This window comes from Citrobacter sp. Cpo045 (assembly GCF_030332875.1).
Lineage (GTDB): Bacteria > Pseudomonadota > Gammaproteobacteria > Enterobacterales > Enterobacteriaceae > Citrobacter > Citrobacter portucalensis.
This window is the reverse complement of record NZ_JAOWGZ010000086.1, coordinates 279,184-300,166: the sequence shown is the minus strand read 5'-3', so window position 1 is coordinate 300,166 and position 20,983 is coordinate 279,184. Positions and strand designations below refer to the sequence as shown.

21 protein-coding genes are annotated in these 20,983 nt (G+C 52.0%); 5 read left to right on the top strand and 16 right to left on the bottom strand.

Annotated features, from left to right (window positions below; all coding sequences use genetic code 11):
• Positions 1-149 precede the first annotated feature (149 nt).
• A complete protein-coding gene (gene gss, locus OGY13_RS08005; protein WP_048236767.1) occupies positions 150-2,009 on the bottom strand; it encodes a bifunctional glutathionylspermidine amidase/synthase in 1,860 nt (619 codons plus the stop codon).
• A 153-nt stretch (positions 2,010-2,162) separates the two neighbouring features.
• Positions 2,163-4,451 carry an FdhF/YdeP family oxidoreductase gene (locus tag OGY13_RS08000; RefSeq protein ID WP_174771078.1) on the bottom strand — a complete coding sequence of 763 codons (2,289 nt, stop codon included), beginning with the start codon at positions 4,449-4,451 and terminating at the stop codon, positions 2,163-2,165.
• A 218-nt stretch (positions 4,452-4,669) separates the two neighbouring features.
• Between OGY13_RS08000 and yghU the strand changes: the two genes are divergently transcribed.
• Positions 4,670-5,536 (top strand): glutathione-dependent disulfide-bond oxidoreductase, encoded by an 867-nt coding sequence (gene yghU, locus OGY13_RS07995; RefSeq protein ID WP_008785803.1) that lies wholly within the window; start codon positions 4,670-4,672, stop codon positions 5,534-5,536.
• A gap of 94 nt (positions 5,537-5,630) precedes the next feature.
• Here yghU and hybG read toward each other — a convergent pair whose 3' ends face one another.
• From hybG to yghX, 11 genes are all read right to left on the bottom strand, one after another.
• Entirely contained in the window at positions 5,631-5,879 is a 249-nt protein-coding gene (gene hybG, locus OGY13_RS07990) for a hydrogenase maturation factor HybG (protein WP_003024459.1), read from the bottom strand.
• 30 nt (positions 5,880-5,909) lie between these two features.
• The gene (gene hypA, locus OGY13_RS07985) at positions 5,910-6,251 is read right to left on the bottom strand and encodes a hydrogenase maturation nickel metallochaperone HypA (RefSeq protein ID WP_213752710.1); all 342 of its coding nucleotides are present in this window, start codon (positions 6,249-6,251) and stop codon (positions 5,910-5,912) included.
• Positions 6,244-6,732: a hydrogenase-2 assembly chaperone gene (gene hybE / locus OGY13_RS07980; protein WP_008785804.1), complete on the bottom strand. Its 489-nt coding sequence runs from the start codon at positions 6,730-6,732 to the stop codon at positions 6,244-6,246. The genes hypA and hybE overlap by 8 nt, the downstream gene beginning before the upstream one ends.
• Positions 6,725-7,219 carry a HyaD/HybD family hydrogenase maturation endopeptidase gene (locus OGY13_RS07975; RefSeq protein ID WP_032944999.1) on the bottom strand — a complete coding sequence of 165 codons (495 nt, stop codon included), beginning with the start codon at positions 7,217-7,219 and terminating at the stop codon, positions 6,725-6,727. The genes hybE and OGY13_RS07975 overlap by 8 nt, the downstream gene beginning before the upstream one ends.
• A complete protein-coding gene (hybC, locus tag OGY13_RS07970) occupies positions 7,219-8,922 on the bottom strand; it encodes a hydrogenase 2 large subunit (protein WP_003828353.1) in 1,704 nt (567 codons plus the stop codon). Before hybC ends, OGY13_RS07975 begins: the two co-directional genes overlap by 1 nt.
• Positions 8,919-10,097: a Ni/Fe-hydrogenase cytochrome b subunit gene (gene hybB / locus OGY13_RS07965; protein WP_003828354.1), complete on the bottom strand. Its 1,179-nt coding sequence runs from the start codon at positions 10,095-10,097 to the stop codon at positions 8,919-8,921. Before hybB ends, hybC begins: the two co-directional genes overlap by 4 nt.
• Positions 10,087-11,073, bottom strand: coding sequence for a hydrogenase 2 operon protein HybA (hybA, locus tag OGY13_RS07960; protein WP_003828357.1), 987 nt, complete (start codon positions 11,071-11,073; stop codon positions 10,087-10,089). Before hybA ends, hybB begins: the two co-directional genes overlap by 11 nt.
• A gap of 2 nt (positions 11,074-11,075) precedes the next feature.
• Positions 11,076-12,194 (bottom strand): hydrogenase 2 small subunit, encoded by a 1,119-nt coding sequence (gene hybO / locus OGY13_RS07955; protein ID WP_003024486.1) that lies wholly within the window; start codon positions 12,192-12,194, stop codon positions 11,076-11,078.
• Between the two features lie 188 nt (positions 12,195-12,382).
• Positions 12,383-12,670 carry a DUF2623 family protein gene (locus OGY13_RS07950; protein ID WP_003024490.1) on the bottom strand — a complete coding sequence of 96 codons (288 nt, stop codon included), beginning with the start codon at positions 12,668-12,670 and terminating at the stop codon, positions 12,383-12,385.
• Between the two features lie 84 nt (positions 12,671-12,754).
• Positions 12,755-14,395 (bottom strand): methyl-accepting chemotaxis protein, encoded by a 1,641-nt coding sequence (locus tag OGY13_RS07945; RefSeq protein WP_008785806.1) that lies wholly within the window; start codon positions 14,393-14,395, stop codon positions 12,755-12,757.
• Between the two features lie 215 nt (positions 14,396-14,610).
• Positions 14,611-15,498 carry a YghX family hydrolase gene (gene yghX / locus OGY13_RS07940; protein ID WP_079934127.1) on the bottom strand — a complete coding sequence of 296 codons (888 nt, stop codon included), beginning with the start codon at positions 15,496-15,498 and terminating at the stop codon, positions 14,611-14,613.
• Between the two features lie 155 nt (positions 15,499-15,653).
• On the opposite strand from yghX, the gene OGY13_RS07935 reads away from it, so the two are divergent.
• On the top strand, positions 15,654-16,694 hold the full coding sequence (locus tag OGY13_RS07935; protein ID WP_111464935.1) for an aldo/keto reductase: 1,041 nt from the start codon (positions 15,654-15,656) through the stop codon (positions 16,692-16,694).
• 68 nt (positions 16,695-16,762) lie between these two features.
• Here the strand turns inward: OGY13_RS07935 and OGY13_RS07930 are convergent, their stop codons facing one another.
• Entirely contained in the window at positions 16,763-17,266 is a 504-nt protein-coding gene (locus tag OGY13_RS07930) for an ESA_00282 family adhesion-associated protein (protein WP_008785809.1), read from the bottom strand.
• 104 nt (positions 17,267-17,370) lie between these two features.
• Here OGY13_RS07930 and OGY13_RS07925 point away from each other — a divergent pair, with 104 nt between their 5' ends.
• Positions 17,371-17,775, top strand: coding sequence for a hypothetical protein (locus OGY13_RS07925; RefSeq protein WP_008785810.1), 405 nt, complete (start codon positions 17,371-17,373; stop codon positions 17,773-17,775).
• 1 nt (position 17,776) lies between these two features.
• Positions 17,777-18,184 (top strand): hypothetical protein, encoded by a 408-nt coding sequence (locus OGY13_RS07920; RefSeq protein ID WP_008785811.1) that lies wholly within the window; start codon positions 17,777-17,779, stop codon positions 18,182-18,184.
• A 77-nt stretch (positions 18,185-18,261) separates the two neighbouring features.
• Here the strand turns inward: OGY13_RS07920 and exbD are convergent, their stop codons facing one another.
• Both exbD and exbB read right to left on the bottom strand, forming a co-directional pair.
• Positions 18,262-18,687, bottom strand: coding sequence for a TonB system transport protein ExbD (gene exbD, locus OGY13_RS07915; RefSeq protein WP_008785812.1), 426 nt, complete (start codon positions 18,685-18,687; stop codon positions 18,262-18,264).
• Positions 18,688-18,693: 6 nt separating this feature from the next.
• Positions 18,694-19,428 carry a tol-pal system-associated acyl-CoA thioesterase gene (gene exbB / locus OGY13_RS07910; RefSeq protein WP_003024507.1) on the bottom strand — a complete coding sequence of 245 codons (735 nt, stop codon included), beginning with the start codon at positions 19,426-19,428 and terminating at the stop codon, positions 18,694-18,696.
• A 250-nt stretch (positions 19,429-19,678) separates the two neighbouring features.
• On the opposite strand from exbB, the gene metC reads away from it, so the two are divergent.
• Positions 19,679-20,866, top strand: a complete 1,188-nt coding sequence (gene metC / locus OGY13_RS07905) for a cystathionine beta-lyase (protein ID WP_213752711.1) — start codon at positions 19,679-19,681, stop codon at positions 20,864-20,866.
• Positions 20,867-20,983 lie beyond the last annotated feature (117 nt).

Here is a 20,983-nt window from a genome sequence, read left to right as displayed (position 1 = left end):
TTACAATCAGCCTGAATCAGCGAAAGCGCTGACTTATTTGATGATACTAAGTTGGCGTATTTCCAATGCTATCGATTTGGCATGAGTAAAAATCAGCGCAGGTCAAAAGCCCCCGTGATGGCAACATCACCATCACAGGGGTTGAGCGGTTATTCCTTCACCACAATCAGCGGTTCAATATCGCTCTCTTTTTTAATCACCAGCGACTCGTCACCACGCAGGCAGGTACCGCCATAGTTACCACCTACGGTAAAGGTACAAACCTGGATATATTTACCGGCAACTTTTGGCAGACACCAAAGCTGCTGATAAATGTTCTTCTGCTCGGCAAACTTACCGCTGGTTTTATCCAGTAGCTCTTCCTGATGACTCACAAGATCGATGTTGCTGCCACAACGTCCTGCAATAGGTTTCACCGCATAACCGGTTTGCGCCAGCTCTTCATTAACAGTGAAATCCGTATCAAGCAGATAACGGTGGTGCGGGAACAGTTGCCAGAGGATCGGCAGAATCGCTTTATTGCCAGGGATAACCGTCCACAGAGGTTCGAAGACCAGCACTTCCGGGCGCAGCAACACATCGATTAAGCGCACTTCCTGATTCGTATGCCCGGTACGAATTGGCACCGCGGCGTACTCCGTTTCGCTGACCTCGCGCACCTGCTCAATTGCGGTTTCCCACGCCCAGGTCTTCCAGACGCAGTTCACCAGACGGCCGTCCCCGTCAATCAATTGACCGGCGTCATCCCAGCGCAGTTCATCCAGACCTCGCAGAATTTTGCTGTCAAACCCGGCCTGACGCAGCGCCTGCTGCATAAACTGCGCGTGATAGTTTTCCTCGATATCCTTATCCTGCATGATGTGGACAAACGGACGTGCGCGGCTGTGCTTCCAGGCCCCTGCCAGTTCGTTGATCAACCCTTCAGCCGGGTTGTGTCCCTGCCCTATGTAACCACGCTCGGCCCATCTTTCGAGAATCAAACCGGCTTCGGTATGGCACGATGCGGAATCGGCGTTGTACTCATACACCTTCAGTCCACGTTCATCCATACAGAAATCCATACGCCCCGTAATCATATGATGCCGACGACGCTGCCAGGAAAGGCGCAGGCGCGGCCAGAGGATTTTCGGGATATCAAACAGCGCCAGCAGGTTGTCGTCTTTCAGCACCTTGTCAGTCGCGTGCAGATACATCAGGTGCAGCTCGTTAGTGGCTTTAATCAGTTCCTGCTCGGCACTCTCGGTAATGGTGAAGTACTGATGCGGGTCCTGATTAATCACATGGCCGTTCGCCAGCACGTAGGCTTTTTGCAGCGGATCCTGCTCATTCAGCCATTTACCGTCAAATTGCCCGTTATCTTCCAGTCGCGCGCCGCCAATTTTTAGCGAGTCATTGGCGATCTCCGGCTGCGGTAGGCTGAAACGGGTATCATCGGTCTGGATCATCCAACCAAGAATAGTCGTATCGTCAAAGGTATCACGCAGGGTGTAACAACCGTTCTCAACCACCATCTCCAGTTCGCGGGTCCACTGCTGTCCGGGAGGCAGCGGCGTATGGAGCACGTTCTGTTCGGCAATACGGATTTTGTTTTCCAGCAACTGGGTGACGACCGCCACATGCCCGGTATCTTTAAATTCACCGCCTTTTTGCCAGATAAGCAGAGCCCCTGCTACCGGCGCGCGGGGCGAACCATTCGGAAATGCCTGTAACGGTAGGATGTTGTCATTCACTACTTCGCGCAGGAAGCGTAAGGAGAAGATCTCCCAGGCCATACCCACATCGGTGAAGACCATGCCATAGTTAAGGAAGAGAAAGCGGCGTGCGAACTCTACGCACTGCCATTTGTGGCCCATGTATTCATCGTCGATATAGCTGCGAAATGCTGCATCATCGTCGTAGTCCCGTGGGTCGAGGGAGCTGTAATCTGAAGAGTAGATTGCTACGCCACCTGGGGCATAGCCCAATAATGTCCCGAATGGGGCATCCTGACTGGTCGTTCCTTTGCTCATGCACCTTACCTCAAAACAATACAGCCTGAGCAGGTTGGCGTGAATTTTTCGCTCTGATTGCCTGCTCTGCGACACTAACCGGACAGAGGTCGACATCATCATACACCTCAACGCAGCGGCTGGCGCTCAGAGGCGAAAAATTCACAGCAGGAACTACGCTTTGGTCAGGGTGACCGGTACGCTTTTATACGCCGGAGTCAAACTTTGTGTATCTACTGCATCCAGCGAAAGCAGGACATTCGCTTCAGGCAGATAAGCGCCAATTGAGCCAGCCGCCATGTTGTAAATCACCACCGTTAAGCCGTACATGATGCGATCCGCGCAGGGCTGACCGTTGTCGTCCAGCGCCTGAACGTTGACCACATCACCCTGGCTCAGACCGCGGCTCGTCGCTTCTTCGGCGCTTAAAAACACCACATCCCGACGGCCAGTAATGCCACGATAGCGATCGTTCATACCATAAATCGTGGTGTTGTACTGATCGTGGCTACGCAGCGTCGCCAGAACCAGTGCATCAGCAGGCTGATGTTCCCGCTCTACCGCCCGCTGATGGCTGACGATAAAGTTGGCTTTGCCATTCTCCGTTCGCCATTCACGGCGCGAAGCAGGCGTATCCATACGAAATCCGCCCGGCTCGGCAATACGTGCGTTGTAATCGTGGAACGCCGGGATCACGGCTTCAATGGCGTCACGGATCAACGCGTAGTCCCCGGTAAATGCTTCCCAGCTGATCGGAGAATGCGGCAGCGTGGCACGCGCCATGCCCGCCACAATCGCGGGTTCCGATTTTAGCCAGCGGGAAGCCGGCTTCAGCGCGCCACAGGAAGCGTGAACCATCGACATAGAATCTTCGACGGTCACTGACTGGATCCCCGTCGCCTGCATGTCGCGCTCCGTTCGGCCTAATGCAGGTAGCAGGTAGTTATGCTTTGCCAGCAGCAGATGCGATCTGTTCAGTTTGGTCGCCACATGGACCTGCAGATCCAGATTTTTCATCGCCGCAAAGGTACGCTGCGGCTGGGGCATCGCTACCGCCAGATTGCCGCCCATGCAGATGAGCGCTTTTGCGTCTCCCCGCTCGATGGCCCGAATGCTCTCCACGCTGGAGCGTCCATGCTTGCGCGGAACGCGAATAGAAAAATGCTTCTCAAGGCGTTGCAGGAAGTCTTCGGACGCCGCTTCGTTGATCCCCACAGAACGATCGCCCTGCACATTAGAATGGCCGCGTAACGGGCAGATCCCCGCCCCCGGCTTACCCATATTGCCTTTCAGCAGCAACAGATTTACCAGCTGCTGGACGTTCTCGGTGCCGTTTTTATGCTGAGTGATGCCCAGACCATAACAAACAATCGTGGCGCTGGATTTACTGTAGCTGTGCGCCAGATCTTCCATCTGACTGCGCGTCAGGCCCGAGTCCTGTTCCAGCTCAGCCCAGTTATGCTGACGTAAGTCGTCATACAGCGCTGCATATCCCGCGGTATGTTGGTCGATAAACGCATGATCGAGCGTCGGCTGCTGATCCAGTAGGATCCGCGCTTCGTCCATTTCGATCAGCGCCTTCATTATGCCTTTGAGCAACGAGGCGTCACCGCCCATTTTTACCTGGTAGTAGTCGTTGCTCAGCTCCGTCGCCTGTCCGGTGAACATCTCTTTCGCGCTTTGCGGGAAGCTAAAGCGCTCAAGCCCCCTTTCGTTCAGCGGGTTGATGGAGATAATTTTGGCACCACGTTTGGCAACGTCGCGTAAGGTGGTCAGCATGCGTGGATGGTTAGTACCTGGGTTATGCCCGATACAAATCACCAGATCGCAGTGGTCAAAATCATCAAGTTCAACGGTCCCTTTCCCAAGGCCAATGGCCGGCGTTAGCCCTGCGCTGGTCGGTCCGTGGCACATGTTTGAGCAATCAGGAAAGTTGCTGCTACCATATTCGCGGGCAAACAGCTGATACAGGAACGCCGCCTCATTTGACGTTCTGCCGGAGGTATAAAACTCAACCTGTTGTGCTGAGTCATAGCTGCGCAGACGCTCGCCGATCTCCCGAAAGGCGATATCCCAATCCACCGCCTGCCAGGTGTCTGACACTGCATCGTATTTCATTGGATGCGTCAAACGACCAATGTTTTCCAGTTCATAATCGCTGTAGTGCCAGAGTGTGGAAACCGGGTGACGACTGAAAAATTCCGGTGACGCTTTCTTACTGGTTGTCTCCCAAGAAACCGCCTTAACGCCATTTTCGCACAGCTCCATTGGCGCACGATGCCCGGGGTCCGGCCACGCACAGCCCGGACAATCGAACCCTTTCACCTGGTTCATTTTGAACATCGCGATAATGTCGCGCGCGACAGCCTTTTGCGAAAACACCGAAGCAGTGACGGCTTTTACCGCACCCCACCCACCCGCAGGGCCCTGATAACCGCTTACTCCTGGAACACCATTTTTCATTATTACTGCTTATTCACCGCCAATTTTTGATGGTGAATACGGTAGCAATTTCCGTCCAACATTGATTTCCTCTTCATGGAGTACGGGCCAGGTACAATGAACGGGTTAGATTTATCTTCCCCTTTCAGCACAAAGCGACATAAAGTCCCAATCTGTTAAATTGAGTTCTACCTAACTGCTACACTGCATCAACACAACCACTCAGAAGGCAGGTCAATATGTCAGACAATACCTATCAGCCCGCGAAAGTCTGGACGTGGGAAAAATCGAACGGCGGCGCATTCGCCAATATCAACCGCCCGATTTCCGGCGCCACCCACGAGAAGACGCTGCCGGTTGGCAAGCATCCGCTACAGCTCTATTCGTTGGGGACGCCAAACGGGCAGAAAGTGACGATTATGCTGGAGGAGTTACTGGCGCAGGGTGTGAAGGGCGCGGAATATGATGCCTGGATTATCCGCATCGGCGACGGCGATCAGTTTTCCAGCGGCTTTGTTGAGGTGAATCCGAACTCGAAGATCCCGGCACTGCGTGACCACTCGCAAAACCCACCGGTTCGCGTATTCGAATCTGGCGCAATCCTGCTCTATCTGGCGGAAAAATACGGTTATTTCCTGCCGCAGGATTTGGCAAAACGTACTGAAACGCTGAACTGGTTGTTCTGGTTACAGGGTGCGGCGCCGTTCCTCGGCGGTGGTTTTGGTCACTTTTATAACTATGCGCCGGTTAAAATTGAGTACGCTATTAACCGCTTCACCATGGAAGCCAAACGCTTACTCGACGTACTAGATAAGCAGTTAGCACAGAATCAGTTTGTGGCAGGAGATGAATACACCATTGCCGATATGGCGGTTTGGCCGTGGTTTGGCAATGTGGTGCTGGGTAACGTGTACGACGCGGCAGAGTTCCTCGATGCAGGAAGTTACAAGCACGTACAGCGCTGGGCAAAAGAGGTTGCCGCGCGTCCGGCAGTTAAGCGAGGTCGTATTGTAAACCGCACCAACGGGCCGCTGAACGAGCAGCTTCATGAACGTCATGACGCCAGCGACTTCGACACCAATACCGAAGATAAGCGCCAGGGTTAACGCAAGATGCCGGATGGCGGCATAAATGCCTTATCCGGCCTACATAGAAGGCGTAGGCCTGATAAGCGTAACGTCATCAGGCACTAACCGATTGTCACGCGCTGGTGACGTCGTACTCCATGCGGCGAAGTGCGTCTAACGTGGCTTTAGCTTCATCTTCATCAATGATGCTCATGGCGAACCCTACGTGCACCAGCACCCATTGCCCGACCAGCTCAGCGGTATCACCTTCACAAATCAGGGCAATATTGACATCACGTTTGATGCCGCACACTTCAACCTGCGCAAGCTGGTGAATATCTTCACCAACGGCCAGAACCTGACCTGGGACTCCAATACACATATCTGACTCCGCCCCATAGCAACCTATGGGTTATTCGACTTCAATACTTTTCACTTTCAGTGAATCGCCTGCATCAACCCGCAGACGATCGCCCTGACATAGTGGACACTGCGCATCATGCTGGGTGATTTCCACAACCTGACTGCAATCCCAGCACCATGCCTGGGCTGGTTTGTAATCAATATGCAGCTCACACCCTTGCGCCAGCGTGCCCTGACAGACGATGTCGAAACTGAAACGGACGGCGCTCTCTTCAACGCACGAGAGCGCTCCGATTTCCAGCCAAATGCCGGTTACACGTTTGACACCGTGCTGCTCTGCCTGCTGTTGAACAATCTCAACCGCGCTCTGACAAAGGGACAGCTCATGCATTTTCGCAGTTCCGACGACCCAGCAGCAGCGCGCGGCGATTTAGCTGCGGCGCATTCGGATCGCTCACCGGCAGCGATAACAGCATGCGCGCGCAATCGTCAGTCAGACGCACACCTTCTTGCGCCGACATACTGTGCGAAAGCGGCGACATCAGTGAACAGGAAAGGTATTGCGATACGCCCTCCAGTTCACCAACGGTAAAGGTCATCTCGCCGTACGGCAGACGCAACCCGATTTTTTCACTGACTTTACGCACCGGCCAGATCTGGTCCGGTCCGGGGAAAATCAGTGCGCTGAGCATCCAGGGTGTGATAACACACCCCGTCCACTGTCCTTCAAACAGCGTAAAATCAGAAACATATACCGGCATGTTCGGATGCAAGAAAGAGAGATCGTGCATCGAACGCCGGGCAACCTCTTCAAACGCTGCCTGAATCTGCGTCTTCGGGGCCGTCTGAAAACCGACAAACTCCTCAGACATGAGCCGCCTCCCGAGGGATCGCTTCAACGCCTGATTCGCGAAGCGCGGCAAGAACCTGCTCCAGCGCAGGTTCAATCATCGCTTCAACCGTTGGCGTTAGCCCGATATGCGGTTCCAACGATTCCGGAATAACGCCGACTAAGGTCAGCTTTTTCGGAAACTCGCCGGTAAAACGCAGGGCCGACAATACGTCGGCCAGGCCAAGCTGGTGCGGTGAGATTTTGTTGGTAAACAGCGCTGGAATCTCTTCATCCCGCAGGACCATCATCGTTCCTGGCGTGTTTTTCTTCGACACAATGGCGTCAGCAATGATCAGATGATCTCTGTTCGCCATATCGCCGAGAAGCTCCATCCCAGCCGTACCACCGTCCAGAACATCAACAAAGTCTGGCAGGATGTACCGTTGCTCTAATGCCTCAACGATACGTACCCCGATGGCTTCGTCGGTCAGCAAAATATTGCCGACCCCTAAGACTAATATCCGCATTACAGAACCTTAACTGAGACCACTTCGTTCCCGTCAACGTCCACCACATGCACCGCACATGACATACAAGGGTCGAAGGAGTGAATGGTACGAACCACTTCCAGCGGTTTGTTTGGATCGGCAATCGGCGTACCTACCAGCGAGCGCTCATACGGTCCCACTTCATCATTAAAGTTACGTGGGCCAGAGTTCCAGGTTGACGGTACAACCGCCTGGTAGTTGCTGATAATGCCGTCTTTAATCACCATCCAGTGAGACAGCATACCGCGTGGCGCTTCGAGGAAACCAACACCTTTGAATTCGCCTGTTGCCGGAATATCCGGTTTCACGAAGGTGGTGTGGTCGCCTTTACCGATGTTCACAATCAGCGCGTTGTACTGATCCTGCAGAACGTTCTGCAGTTCACAGCAGTGAACGGTACGGCCAATAATACGGCCCAGCGTAGAGTGCAACTGCGACACTTCGATAGTTTTACCGGTCAGCTTGGTGTAAATCGCGATGATTTCATTCAGCTTGGCATGGGTAGACTCGCGTTTGGCCGCCAGTTTACACAGCATGTTGGCCAGCGGACCCACTTCAACCGTTTTGCCGTAGAAGGTCGGCGCTTTAACCCAGGAGTATTTGCCGTCATCTGACCAACCGGTGTAATCAGGAACCGTTGTGCCTTCCCACGGAGCCTGCGGCGCTTCATCTTTGTACCACGCGTGTTTCGCACTCTCCTGAATCCCTTTGATCAGGTACTCATCGGAGTGAGAGGTGATCGGGCGATAGGTCGACAGATCAGCATCGGTGATATAACCGCCCGGGAACAGGAAGCTGCCGTTTTTACCGTCTGTCGGGAATTCCGGCGCACTCAGATAGTTAACCGCACCCTGACCACGTTCCAGCCACTCAGGATAGAACGCAGCAATAACCGCAGTATCAACCTTGTACACCTGCTCAACGAAGTCGCTCAGCTTATCGATGAAGGACTTGATGTACATCAGGCGTTCAAGGTTCAGCACGCCGAGACCGTCAAGGTTAATTGGGTTAGCAACCCCACCTACCGCCAGGTTCTGGATGTGCGGCGTTTTACCGCCCAACAGTGCCACAACGCGGTTGGCATCACGCTGGCATTCCAGCGCTTGCAGGTAGTGTGCGACCGCAATCAGGTTCACTTCCGGCGGAAGCTGCATTGCCGGGTGACCCCAGCAACCGTTAGCAAAAATGCCTAACTGACCACTGGCAACAAGATCTTTGATCTTGTTCTGAACCTTGGTGAACTCTTCTGCGCTGTTCAGGTGCCAGGAGGACACGCCGTTCAGCATGGCAGACGCTTTCGCTGGGTCAGCTTTCAGGGCTGAGGTGATATCCACCCAGTCCAGCGCAGACAGCTGATAGAAGTGAACAATGTGGTCATGCGTGGTGTGCGCGGCCAGAATGATGTTACGGATATACTGTGCGTTCACCGGAACATCAATATTCAGCGCACTTTCTGCTGCACGAACGGAAGAGATAGCGTGAGTGGTCGTACAAACGCCACAGATACGCTGCACAATCATCCAGGCATCGCGCGGATCGCGGTTTTTCACGATCTCTTCCATGCCGCGCCACATGGTACCGGAAGCCCATGCTTTAGATACCACGCCATTTTCGATTTCGCAGTCGATGCGTAAATGACCCTCAATACGGGTTACCGGATCAATAGTAATTCTCTGGCTCATGCTTTGCTCGCCTCATGACGATTTTGATCGTTTTGTTTTAAAGGAGGAAGTATCGGCAGTAGACGAATGAGTACGATGTATGCACAAATCTCAATAGCCACAAAACCAATAGAAATCAACAGCTCTTCCCAGGTCGGGAAGTAGTGGTAGCCACCACCAGGATTGAACGCCACCAGCGAATAGGACAGACGCCATGTTGCACAACCCAGCAATGCGCTCAGCGCAGACAGATACAGCATGCGCGAGTCATTACGCAGCTTAGTGACGCGCAGCACCACCAGCGGGAAGACCATCAGCACGACTTCAAGCCAGAACATCAGGGAGTAAAGATCGCCTGAGAACGCATAGGACAGCTTGTCGCGATAGATCAGTTCGCCAAAGCGCAGGACGACGAAAATCGCCAGCAGCACGCTGATGGTATTCGTCAGCTTGATGAACAAACTTTTCTCGTCCGGACCGTTACCTTTCAGACCGGCTTGTACCAACGAGCCTTCAAAGATGACGATCGAAAAGCCCATAATAAAGGCGGTTAATACCGAGAAAAGCGGCAGCATTTCATAAGCTTGCCATAGTGGATGCACCTTATAACCCGCAGAAATCATCAATGAACCCATTGAAGACTGGTGCATGGTTGGCAGCAGCGCGCCGAGGGCAATAATAAAGAACATCACTTTATTCAAACGTTTGAGGGAAACTTTCCACCCCAGGCGTTCAAACAGAGCCGGAGCAAATTCCAGCGCCATGATGCCGATATAGATGGTCATACAGACCGCCGTTTCGAACAGTACCGAGTTCACGTTGAAGTGGCCCGGAATGTAGAAATACGGCAGGTTCCAGTAACGACCGACGTCAATGGTGATCGACAGACCACCCAACGAGTAGCCAAACAGGCTCGCCAGCAGCGCCGGACGAACCAACGGATGGTATTGTCCTCTGTTGAAAACGTACACCGCCCACGCCAGCGCCCAACCGCCGCACGCGAAGCCAGTACCAATCAACAGGTCAAACGCGATCCATACACCCCATGGGAAACCGCCGTTCAGATCGGAGACTGAGCCCAGTCCGAAGACCAGACGTTTCACGATCAGGAGCATACACAGGACGATAAGCGGCCCAAAAATAATGACCGGTTTGCTGATTATTTTTCCGCCCAGCGGTTTAGGATCATGACTCATGATCGTCTCCTCCATCGTGATGGTCGTTTTTCGTGTTACGACGAACCAGCACGGTTAAGCCCGCCAGCGCAGCCAGGGGTAATATCATGCCCTTGTACAGGGAATGTTGAACATGTTCGGAACGCGCACCAGTTGAAAGATCATCCAGCTTCGGCAGATCCAAATCCTCGTAAGGAACACCCGTCAGTACCATAACCTGCGTACCACCGCCTTCTTTCTCACCGTACAGGTGCGGGTAGTACTTCGGTACCGTATGCAGATAGGTATCGCCTGCTTTCACCGTCTGACGCGGATAGTGGTATTCGCTACCTGGCTTCAGCGCGAGACGTTTTTTCGCCTCAGCCATCAGCTCTTCACGCGTACCAAAAATCACCGCACCGGCTGGGCACACTTCAACACAACCCGGTAAACCACCTTTGTCCAGACGCTCAACGCCTTTCTGGTTACACAGTTCACATTTGTGAAGCGCACCAAACGGGTTGTTGTAGTCGTACTTAGGCACGTTGTACGGGCAAGCGACCATGCAGTAACGACAGCCCGTGCAGACATCTTTGTCATAATGGACGATGCCGGTTTTCGGATCTTTCTTCAGCGCGGAGACCGGGCAAACGGAAACGCAGTTCGGATCAACACAGTGCATGCACTGTTTCTTGATGTATGCGTAGCCATTTTCTTCCTGGTCTTTGTTAACGCCTGTTCCGCTACGCCACACCTGAATGATGTTATTGGTATACGGCGACAGTTTGTCGTTGTTCGACCAGGTTTGCTCGCCTTCCGGGTTACGCGCCGGGAAGTTGATATCCTGACACTTGGTGACACAGGCCTGGCAGCCTACGCACAACGTCGAGTCATAGAGCATCCCAAGAGAACCAGGGATCGGCGGACGGTTTTCTGCAGCCGCATGGCTGATGGACGGCGCTGCGCCCAACAGCAATGCCCCGCTGGAGGCTGCTTTAATAAAGTTACGTCTGTTCACGGTTATTCTCCCCGTGAGTCAGCGTTATCTTTCTTCTGCTGACGCCCCAGTTCACGAACCGCCATCACGCTGACACCGGCAACCAGTCCTACTACGCCACCCAGCAGTCCAATCGCTCCGGCAGAAACATTGCCGCCTTCTTTCATGTTGACGTCAGGTTTCTCGGAACGCGGCGTTTGGTTTTCCACGTGAGCAAGCTGGTGAATACCTTTATGGAAGCCGACGCCTTCTTCGTTACAGCCGTAGCAAGGGTGACCGATAGCCACCGGCCACACGCCGCCCACATCGCAGAATTGCAGCGTTGAGCAGTTGCCGTAGGTTTCTGGTCCTTTACAGCCCAGATGGTAGAGGCACCAACCTTCGCGGTGGCCTTCATCACCAAACTCTTTAGCAAAACGACCAGCATCGAAGTGCGGGCGACGTTCGCAGTGTTCGTGAATCAAACGGCCATAGGCGAATGTCGGACGGTTTTTGGTATCCAGCTTCGGCGGCTTACCATAAGTGATGATATGCGCGACCGTTGCGAGGAAGTTATGCGGGTTCGGCGGACAGCCGGGAATGTTGATGATGGTTTTGCCTGGCAGAACTTCTTGCAGGCCGACGGCACCCGTTGGGTTAACGCCAGCGGCAGCAACACCACCCCACGCGGCGCAAGAGCCGATGGCAATGATAGCGGCTGCGCCTTCTGCGGCCCGGCGGATGTGATCCACGATCGGCTCACCGGCAACCATGCAGTAAATACCATTATCTTTCAGTGGGATAGAACCATCTACTACCAGAACATATTGCCCTTTGTACTTCTCCAGAGCGTTATGTTTGTTCTCTTCAACCTGATGGCCGAAGGCGGCAGAGAGCACCTCATGGTATTCCAGAGAGATTGTCTCCAGAACAAGGTTTTCCACTGTAGGGTGTGTCGCGCGAAGCAGCGATTCAGTACAACCCGTACACTCCTGAGCACCAATCCAGATAACCGGTGGGCGCTGAGGACGAGAAACTGATTCGGCCATTTCTGCGGCGGCTTTGCTACTGAGCCCCATGGTAGCGGCCAGTGCTGCACAAAGCTTCATGAAATCACGGCGATTAATGCCGCTCGAATTGATGAGAGAGTTATCTCCAGTCATTTTATAGTTATTCCGTTGCGAAGACCTGGCTTTTATTTTGCACCATTCGCATGTTGCATATTGCGATCGGCGCGCCATTACCACACTTTTTATATGGTTATGTGCATTATAATACTTCGGCGGAGCAACAAAACGAAGGCGTAGGTCAATAGTGTAATTAATTAAAGCAAGATAATACCCCTTTCGGATCAAGCTTCGAGTCGATAGCCAGCCATGAAAAACCGAATTGTTGTACTGGACTGGTTCTCTTTAAAGAAATCCATCACCATCTCTTTATCCAGCCCATAACGGCGCGTCAGGATCCCCGCTTCCCACGCGCTGAGCTGTCGATCGCCCGTTTTTTCAAACATTCGATGTGAAAATCCCAGCACAAAACCACGCTTATAATCCGCACAAAAATTCGCCACCGAGCGTGCACTGTCCGCACTTGAGGCGTTTAATCCGGCCATCAGGCCTTTACCAAAATGGTTGTCCATGCATAACCTCCAATCGCTATATAATAAATTATATAGCGATTTTTTAAGCAAAGACCAGAGGTATCACGAACTTTTTATAACGGCTTAAAAGGACACCCATTCATCCGTTTTAGCGGCCGCAGACGTTTTGCTGTCTGCTGAAGAGGAAGTGGTTTGGCTGGCTGCGTATTGCACATCATTAGCGGAAAGGCGGAACTGTTGCACCGAGCGTTGCAGCTCCTCTGTTTGTCGTTCCAGCGCCACTGCCGCGGCGGAAACTTGTTCTACCAATGCAGCGTTCTGTTGCGTTACGCTGTCCATCTGCGTGATCGCCACGCTCACCTGCGAGATACCCTTATTCTGTTCTTCCGAGGCAGAGGCAATTTGCTTCATGATGACAGTCACTTCGGTGGCGCCGCGCAGAATCGCCTCCATGGTTAATCCTGTTTCTTTAACTAGACGAGCGCCCTGATCAACACGACGCGATGACTCGCCAATCAGTGTCTCAATCTCTTTCGCCGCCCCGGCGCTGCGACTGGCAAGGTTGCGTACTTCACCGGCGACGACGGCAAAACCGCGCCCCTGCTCGCCTGCCCTGGCTGCTTCAACCGCCGCGTTCAGCGCCAGAATGTTGGTCTGGAAAGCAATGCTATTAATAACTGACGTGATTTCCGCGATCTGTTTAGAGCTGGCGGCAATGCCGTCCATCGTCTCAACCACTTCTGAAACCAGCGTGCTCCCTTTGCCTGCCGTTTCTGTGGCCGTATCGGCAAGCTGGCTGGCTTCACGCGCATTTTCTGCGTTCAGTTTTACCGTTGCGGTCAGTTGCTCCATGCTGGCAGCGGTCTCTTCCAGAGCCGCAGCCTGCTCTTCAGTACGTGAGGAGAGATCGTTATTGCCGGTCGAAATTTCCGTCGCCCCTCGCCAGATGTTGTCACTACCTGAACGGATGGTACTGACGGCTTCACGTAGGCTATCCTGCATCGCGCACAATAACGGCACCAGTTGACCCACACAGTTACGACCAAAATCTTCGATGGGATGGCTGAGATCGCCCTGCGCAATCTGCTGGAACTGTTGGCGAATACGTCCCAGCGGTTTCACCATCATGGAAACAAGGTAGCGGTCGGTAAAGAAAAGGAGGGCAATCCCAAGGATCACGGCGGTGATAATTAGCGTCCGGATGATAGAGGTTTTGCCATCGACCATCACGCGGGTGGTATCGAGTCGCTCGCCTGCCGTGGCGTTAAAACGCTCGGCACTGGCGCCAAATTCACGGCTCAACGCGGGTGTAATAGTGCTGGCATGCTCAGCAAAGGCCGTAAGCGTTCCCTGCTGCGCCAGTTGCATTTGCGGGATCACGCCGTTGTCCAGCAGCGCCTGCCACTTCGTCAGTACTGCGTTAGCGACGTCAGGGTCCATAGGGCCCGGAGATAATGTTTTCATCTCCTGGAGTTTTTTGCTCATATTCTCCAGGGACTGTTGCGCTGGCGCAAAATCAGGCGTTCCGCCACTCATTTTGACATCCATGGCGCGACTTAAGCGCGTTACGAAGCGAAAGTACTGATCGTTGCCCTGACTGAGAACCGTCATCTGATGGACAAGATGACGGTCAATATCATTGCCTTCAGATATTTTTGATAACGAATGAAGACTGAATAAACCCACGCCCGACCAGAGCAGGCAAAAAAGTCCCAGTATTGCCAACATGACAATACGAATAGTGAAGTTTTTCAGCAAACGCATAATAATTTCCTTGCCGTTGATGAGGAATTCGCCATCAGGCGATACTTATCCTTGTTATCGGCAGGCAGTAGAGAAGATATAATGCGTTCTTTATTTTTTTACTTTCTTAAGTACATCCACTCTCTCTCCACACTATATCAATATGAATGCTAATGAAATTAGGTAGCATTATTATTCAGGTAATTAGTTATAAGCATTAAATAATCTATTGTTTTCTATCGCAAATATTTGTTAAACCACGCAAGAGTACGTTCCCAGGCTAAATCAGCGGCAGCTTTATCATAACGGGGGGTCGAATCGTTGTGAAAGCCATGATTAACGCCGGGATAGATATAGGCTTCATAGACTTTCTTATTGGCCTTAAGCGCCGCTTCATAGGCAGGCCATCCCTCATTAATACGTGTGTCTAATTGCGCATAGTGCAGTAATAAAGGCGCGTTTATTTTGGGGACATCTGATGCAGGAACCTGCCGCCCATAAAAAGGCACCGCGCAGGCCAGTTCAGGGAAAGCTACAGCAGCGGCATTCGACACACCACCACCGTAGCAAAATCCGGTGATACCTACCTTTCCCGTCGTCCCTGAATAAGATTGCATAAATTCAATGGCGGCAAAAAAATCGTTCATCAACTTTACGGGGTCAACCTGCTGCTGCAATTCCCGACCTTTATCATCATTGCCAGGATATCCCCCTACCGAACTTAATCCATCCGGCGCAAGTGCCATAAAGCCCGCCTTCGCCACCCGTCTCGCCACATCTTCAATATACGGATTCAGCCCACGATTCTCATGCACTACCACCACCGCCGGAACTTTCCCTGTCACCTTCGCAGGTTTAACTAAATACCCCCGCACATCACCATGCCCTTCAGGCGAAGGATAGGTAATATATTCCGCCAGAATATCGGGATCGGTAAATTCTACCTGCGTTGCGAGGGCATAATTGGGTTTCAATAAATTGAATAAAGCCAACGCCGTCATGCCACCCACTGCATATTTCGCTGCCAGATTGAGAAACTCGCGTTTCGTTATTTTGCCATGCGCGTAATAGTCATAGTAGTCGAGCAGTTCTTGCGGAAAATCTTTGGCAGTCAAACGCGGCATCGTCGCACTCCTGATTGATGTTTTTTTAAGCAAAGCACAGTGACCTGTTTTTGCCCAGTTTTTCATCTCAGTGTGACCTGGTGAACGGGATATTCACCGTGAACCCGCTAGAATAGAAACGTTGTTTCGAAATTCACCTGCACTAAGGAGATCTCATGGCCTGGTTTGCCAATCCTGAACGTTACGAGCAGATGCTCTATCGCTACTGTGGGCGCAGCGGTTTGCGTTTACCCGCGCTATCGCTGGGTTTATGGCACAGTTTTGGGCACGTTCAGGCGCTGGATTCACAGCGCGCCCTGTTGCGTAAAGCATTTGATTTAGGCATCACGCATTTTGATTTAGCCAATAACTATGGGCCGCCACCAGGCAGCGCAGAAGAGAATTTTGGCCGATTACTGCGCGAGGATTTTGCATACTATCGCGATGAACTGATTATCTCCACCAAGGCAGGCTATGACATGTGGCCTGGGCCATACGGTTCTGGCGGTTCGCGCAAATACCTGCTCGCCAGCCTCGACCAGAGTCTGAAACGCATGGGTCTCGACTATGTCGATATCTTCTACTCTCACCGCGTTGACGAAAATACGCCAATGGAAGAGACCGCCTCGGCGCTGGCCCACGCCGTGCAAAGCGGTAAAGCGCTGTATGTCGGCATCTCATCCTATTCTCCGGAACGTACGCAGAAAATGGCCGAGCTGATGCGGGAATGGAAAATTCCATTGCTGATCCATCAGCCGTCTTACAACCTGCTTAACCGCTGGGTAGACAGCAGCGGCCTGCTGGATACTCTGGAATCCAACGGCATGGGCTGCATCGCATTTACGCCGCTGGCTCAGGGACTGCTGACGGGGAAATACCTCAACGGTATTCCGGAAGGTTCACGCATGCAGCGTGAAGGGAAAAAGGTTCGTGGGTTAACGGAAAACATGCTGACGGAAGAAAACCTTACCAGCCTGCGCTTGCTTAATGAGATGGCGCAACAGCGTGGACAGTCGATGGCACAAATGGCCTTAAGCTGGCTGCTAAAAGACAACAGGGTAACGTCGGTATTGATTGGCGCCAGTCGACCGGAGCAACTGGAAGAAAACGTTCAGGCGCTGGCGAATCTGACGTTCAGCGCCGAAGAACTGGCGCAGATCGATAAGCACGTCGCGGACGGTAAGCTGAACCTGTGGCAGGCCTCATCTGACAAATAGCCGTAGGTAATCCCGTGCCGGGTAGCAACGTTGTTCTTCCCGGCACGTAATACGGGCCAGCCAGCTCCTCACACCTCTTCTGCTTTGATTTCTGGGCGCTGATATTCCGGCCACACCAGCGCGACAAGTGCAGGATAGGCTTCCAGGCTGAACTCCCTGAAGCACTGACGTAAGTTAAGCACGTCCAGATCGGCATGCGGGACTTTCTCGCCACTCAGGCAGCGTTTTTTAATATTGTCGTAATATTTATACACCGCAGAGTTAAGATCGCTGCAACGCCGCTGTGCATCAAATAGCCCTGGCGTCTCATTCAGCTCCACCATTGTCATCCGTTTGATCGTCGAGTGGATAAAATCGATATATTCGTGATTGACACGCCAATACCAAACCGGAGTAATCGAATTCATCAGTACCGAGAAATGATCTTCACCCTCTTCTTTACTCAGTATTTCCGGCTGGTTTTCAGCGTATCCATTTTCTGCATTACGGTTTTTATTTGCACTGCGCATCAACAAAAGTACCCCGCAGGTCAGCAATAGCAGGGTAATAACAGAATAAAATATACTGTTCATATACTGGCTCCATTTTTTTTGATTTTAAAATTACGCCATGCTATTGTCAACGCGGCATGGTTTATTTAAAACAACATATCATTGGCATCAAAGGATATTTCAACATGCTTCCCGAGCATCTTGTTCCCTCGCGTTTTCACTTATCCAGCTCACCTGACAATACCACCTCCACAGATAATAGTGAAAATTTGACTCAGGGGAAGATAACATTAAGCGATTACGAATCCGATATTTTGATTAGCTCTGCTGCTACCGGCCAGTCACGAAATATGCTATTTGAAGAGTGCGACCGTCATTTAAAAGAGCGCCTGTTTCGTGCAGCAAAAATTGAGTCATTCTCTCGCCTGCTCAATTCACTACAGGCAGAAGGCGACATTAATGCACAAGAATTAAGTAAAATTTTGACTCAAAAAACAGCCATCATAAATGAACAGGGCAACAAAATTTGGCTTAATTTAATTACCCGTGAAACCAGCGACCCTATTTTTTATTCTCTGGAAGAGAAATAAAATGAAAGATGTTGAGGATAATAATGTTTATTTGGCTTTAGATAACCATAAAAGCGATGAGTTTGTCTTAAAGCAAAATTTAGCCGTGTTGATTGCCAATAAAAACGCGACACTGGAAAGCGTTGCTCAGGAGATAGTCTCTATTCCCGCTGCACTGGTGCGGATGAAATGGCAAAATCGCCGTGAAATTTACTCGCTACAGGCTAAAGAAGAGATCTACGGTGCCGCGATCGAAGCCATTATGGAGCAGCAACCAGAACTGCGGGACAAAATCATGGCCCGACTGGAAAGCACCTACCAGCATATACTCGCGCGGGAAACGGCCACCTTACGCCTGACGCGAAAGCTGTCTGAAGGGAACTACGAACCCACCAGGATAACCACGGTCGCGTTAGATGAGAACAGATAAGAACAAGTGTGCGAGGGAGTTGAATCAGGAGAGACACGCCGGGTAAGGCGGCAACCATTACCCGGCAATGAGGAAGATTACTTCGCTTTCACTGTCTCTTCGCCGACCAGACCAATCTTCAGGAAGCCCGCCTGATGCAGCGTATCCATCACCTTCATCATGGTCTCATAATCAACGGTTTTATCTGCCCGGAAGAAAATCGTGGTGTCTTTCTTCCCGTCAGTTAACGCATTTAGCTCGTTAATCATGGTTTCATCCGTCACCTGATTGTTGCCAATAAACATACTCTTATCGGCTTTAACTGACAGGTAAACCGGTTTTTCCGGACGCGGCTGCGGCGTGCTGGTGGAGGCAGGGAGATTCACCTTCACATCTACGGTTGCCAACGGCGCGGCAACCATAAAGATGATCAATAAAACCAACATAACGTCGATAAACGGCGTCACGTTGATTTCATGCATTTCACCGTTATCGTCCAGGTTTTCATTAAAGCTCATTGCCATGGAACATTATCCTACACGTAATTTCTGCGCTGCACGTACCGGATGCGCGGATGCGCTTGCATTCAGGTCCAGATCGCGACTTTGCAGCAACAGCACCTGTGCCGCGACGTCGCCCAGCATCGCTTTATAGCTGCCAATCTGACGTGCGAAAATGTTGTAGATAACAACAGCTGGAATTGCTGCGACCAGACCGATTGCGGTCGCTAACAGCGCTTCTGCGATACCCGGCGCAACAACGGCGAGGTTGGTCGTTTGGGTTTGTGCAATCCCGATGAAGCTATTCATGATGCCCCATACGGTACCGAACAGACCGACGAATGGAGAGATAGCCCCGATGGTGGCCAGGTATCCGTTACCGCGGCCCATATGACGACCTACCGCCGCCACACGACGCTCCAGACGGAAGCCAGTACGCTCTTTAATGCCTTCGTTATCGTCGCTGCCTTCTGACAGTTCCAGCTCGTTCTGCGCTTCATTAATCAACTGTGCGCCCAGGCTTTTGCCATCGAATCCTGCGGCAATTTCACTTGCCTGATCTAAAGAGCGGGCTTCCGCCAGCAGTTGCTGTTCACGCTTAAGGCGGCGTTTCTGAGTAAAGAACTCAAGGCTCTTACTAAAGAAGATAGCCCAGGTGACCACTGACGCCAAAATCAGCCCAATCATCACGCACTTAACCACGATATCGGCGTGCTGATACATACCCCAGACGGAAAGATCCGTCTGCATCAAATTATTACCCACTCTGTATCTCCAGGACGCAAATCACAAAATCTGAGCGTAATCATATCAAAACGACGTCGAATTGATAGTCGTTCTCATTACTATTTACATATTGCCGCACCTTTGGTTTCTTTTCCTTGCGCTTACGCAGTAAAAAAGTCACCAGAAGCATTTTGAGATTATTTTCTACTGTATGACCGTTCTGCAGGATGCGTCATCTTTGATTCATGGTAGTTTAGACATCCAGACGTATAAAAACAGGTAAGACAACATGGCAGATAAGCAACTTGAAACCAAACTCGTTCACGCAGGACGCAGTAAAAAGTACACGCTGGGCTCGGTAAATAGCGTGATCCAGCGCGCTTCTTCGCTGGTTTTTGACACCGTAGAGGCTAAAAAACAGGCCACGCACAACCGGGCGAACGGTGCGCTTTTCTATGGGCGTCGCGGAACCCTGACGCATTTCTCTCTTCAGGAAGCGATGTGCGAACTGGAAGGTGGTGCGGGTTGCGCGCTGTTCCCCTGCGGTGCGGCGGCCGTTGCCAACACCATCCTTGCCTTTGTGGAGCAAGGGGATCATGTGCTGATGACCAACACAGCCTATGAACCCAGTCAGGATTTCTGTACCAAAATTCTCGGCAAGCTCGGCGTGTCCACCGGCTGGTTCGATCCGCTGGTTGGCGCCGATATCGTTAAGCACATACAGCCGAACACGAAAGTCGTATTTCTGGAATCTCCCGGCTCTGTCACTATGGAAGTGCATGATGTTCCAGCTATTGTTGCCGCCGTCAGAAGCGTCGCGCCGGATGCAATCATCATGATTGATAACACCTGGGCTGCCGGGGTGCTGTTCAAAGCGTTGGATTTTGGCATTGATATCTCTATTCAGGCAGGCACCAAATATCTGATTGGTCATTCTGACGGCATGGTCGGCACGGCGGTATCTAATGCCCGCTGCTGGGATCAACTGCGCGAAAATGCCTATCTGATGGGGCAAATGCTGGACGCCGATACCGCCTATATGACCAGCCGTGGACTGCGTACGCTGAGCGTTCGCCTGCGTCAGCACCATGAAAGCAGCTTAAAGGTCGCCGAGTGGCTGGCCAGCCATCCGCAGGTCGCCCGCGTGAACCACCCGGCACTGCCCGGCAGTAAAGGGCATGAATTCTGGAAGCGTGATTTTACCGGCAGCAGCGGCCTGTTCTCCTTTGTATTGAATAAGAAGCTCAATAATGAGGAGCTTGCTGCGTATCTGGATCACTTCAGCCTGTTCAGTATGGCCTACTCCTGGGGCGGTTTTGAGTCGCTGATTCTCGCCAACCAGCCGGAACACATTGCGGCAATCCGTCCGCAAGGCGAGGTGGATTTCAGCGGAACGCTCATCCGTTTACATATCGGTTTAGAGAATGTTGACGATATGATTGCCGATTTGGCCGCAGGATTTGCCCGAATCGAGTAAAATTGCCACAGATGGACATATATGCAGACACTTCTGGTGGAAAAGTCTGCAATTGTTGCGTCCGGGATCAAGGCATCCCGGGCAATTCAGGAGTACAATCCACACATAAACGCTGTT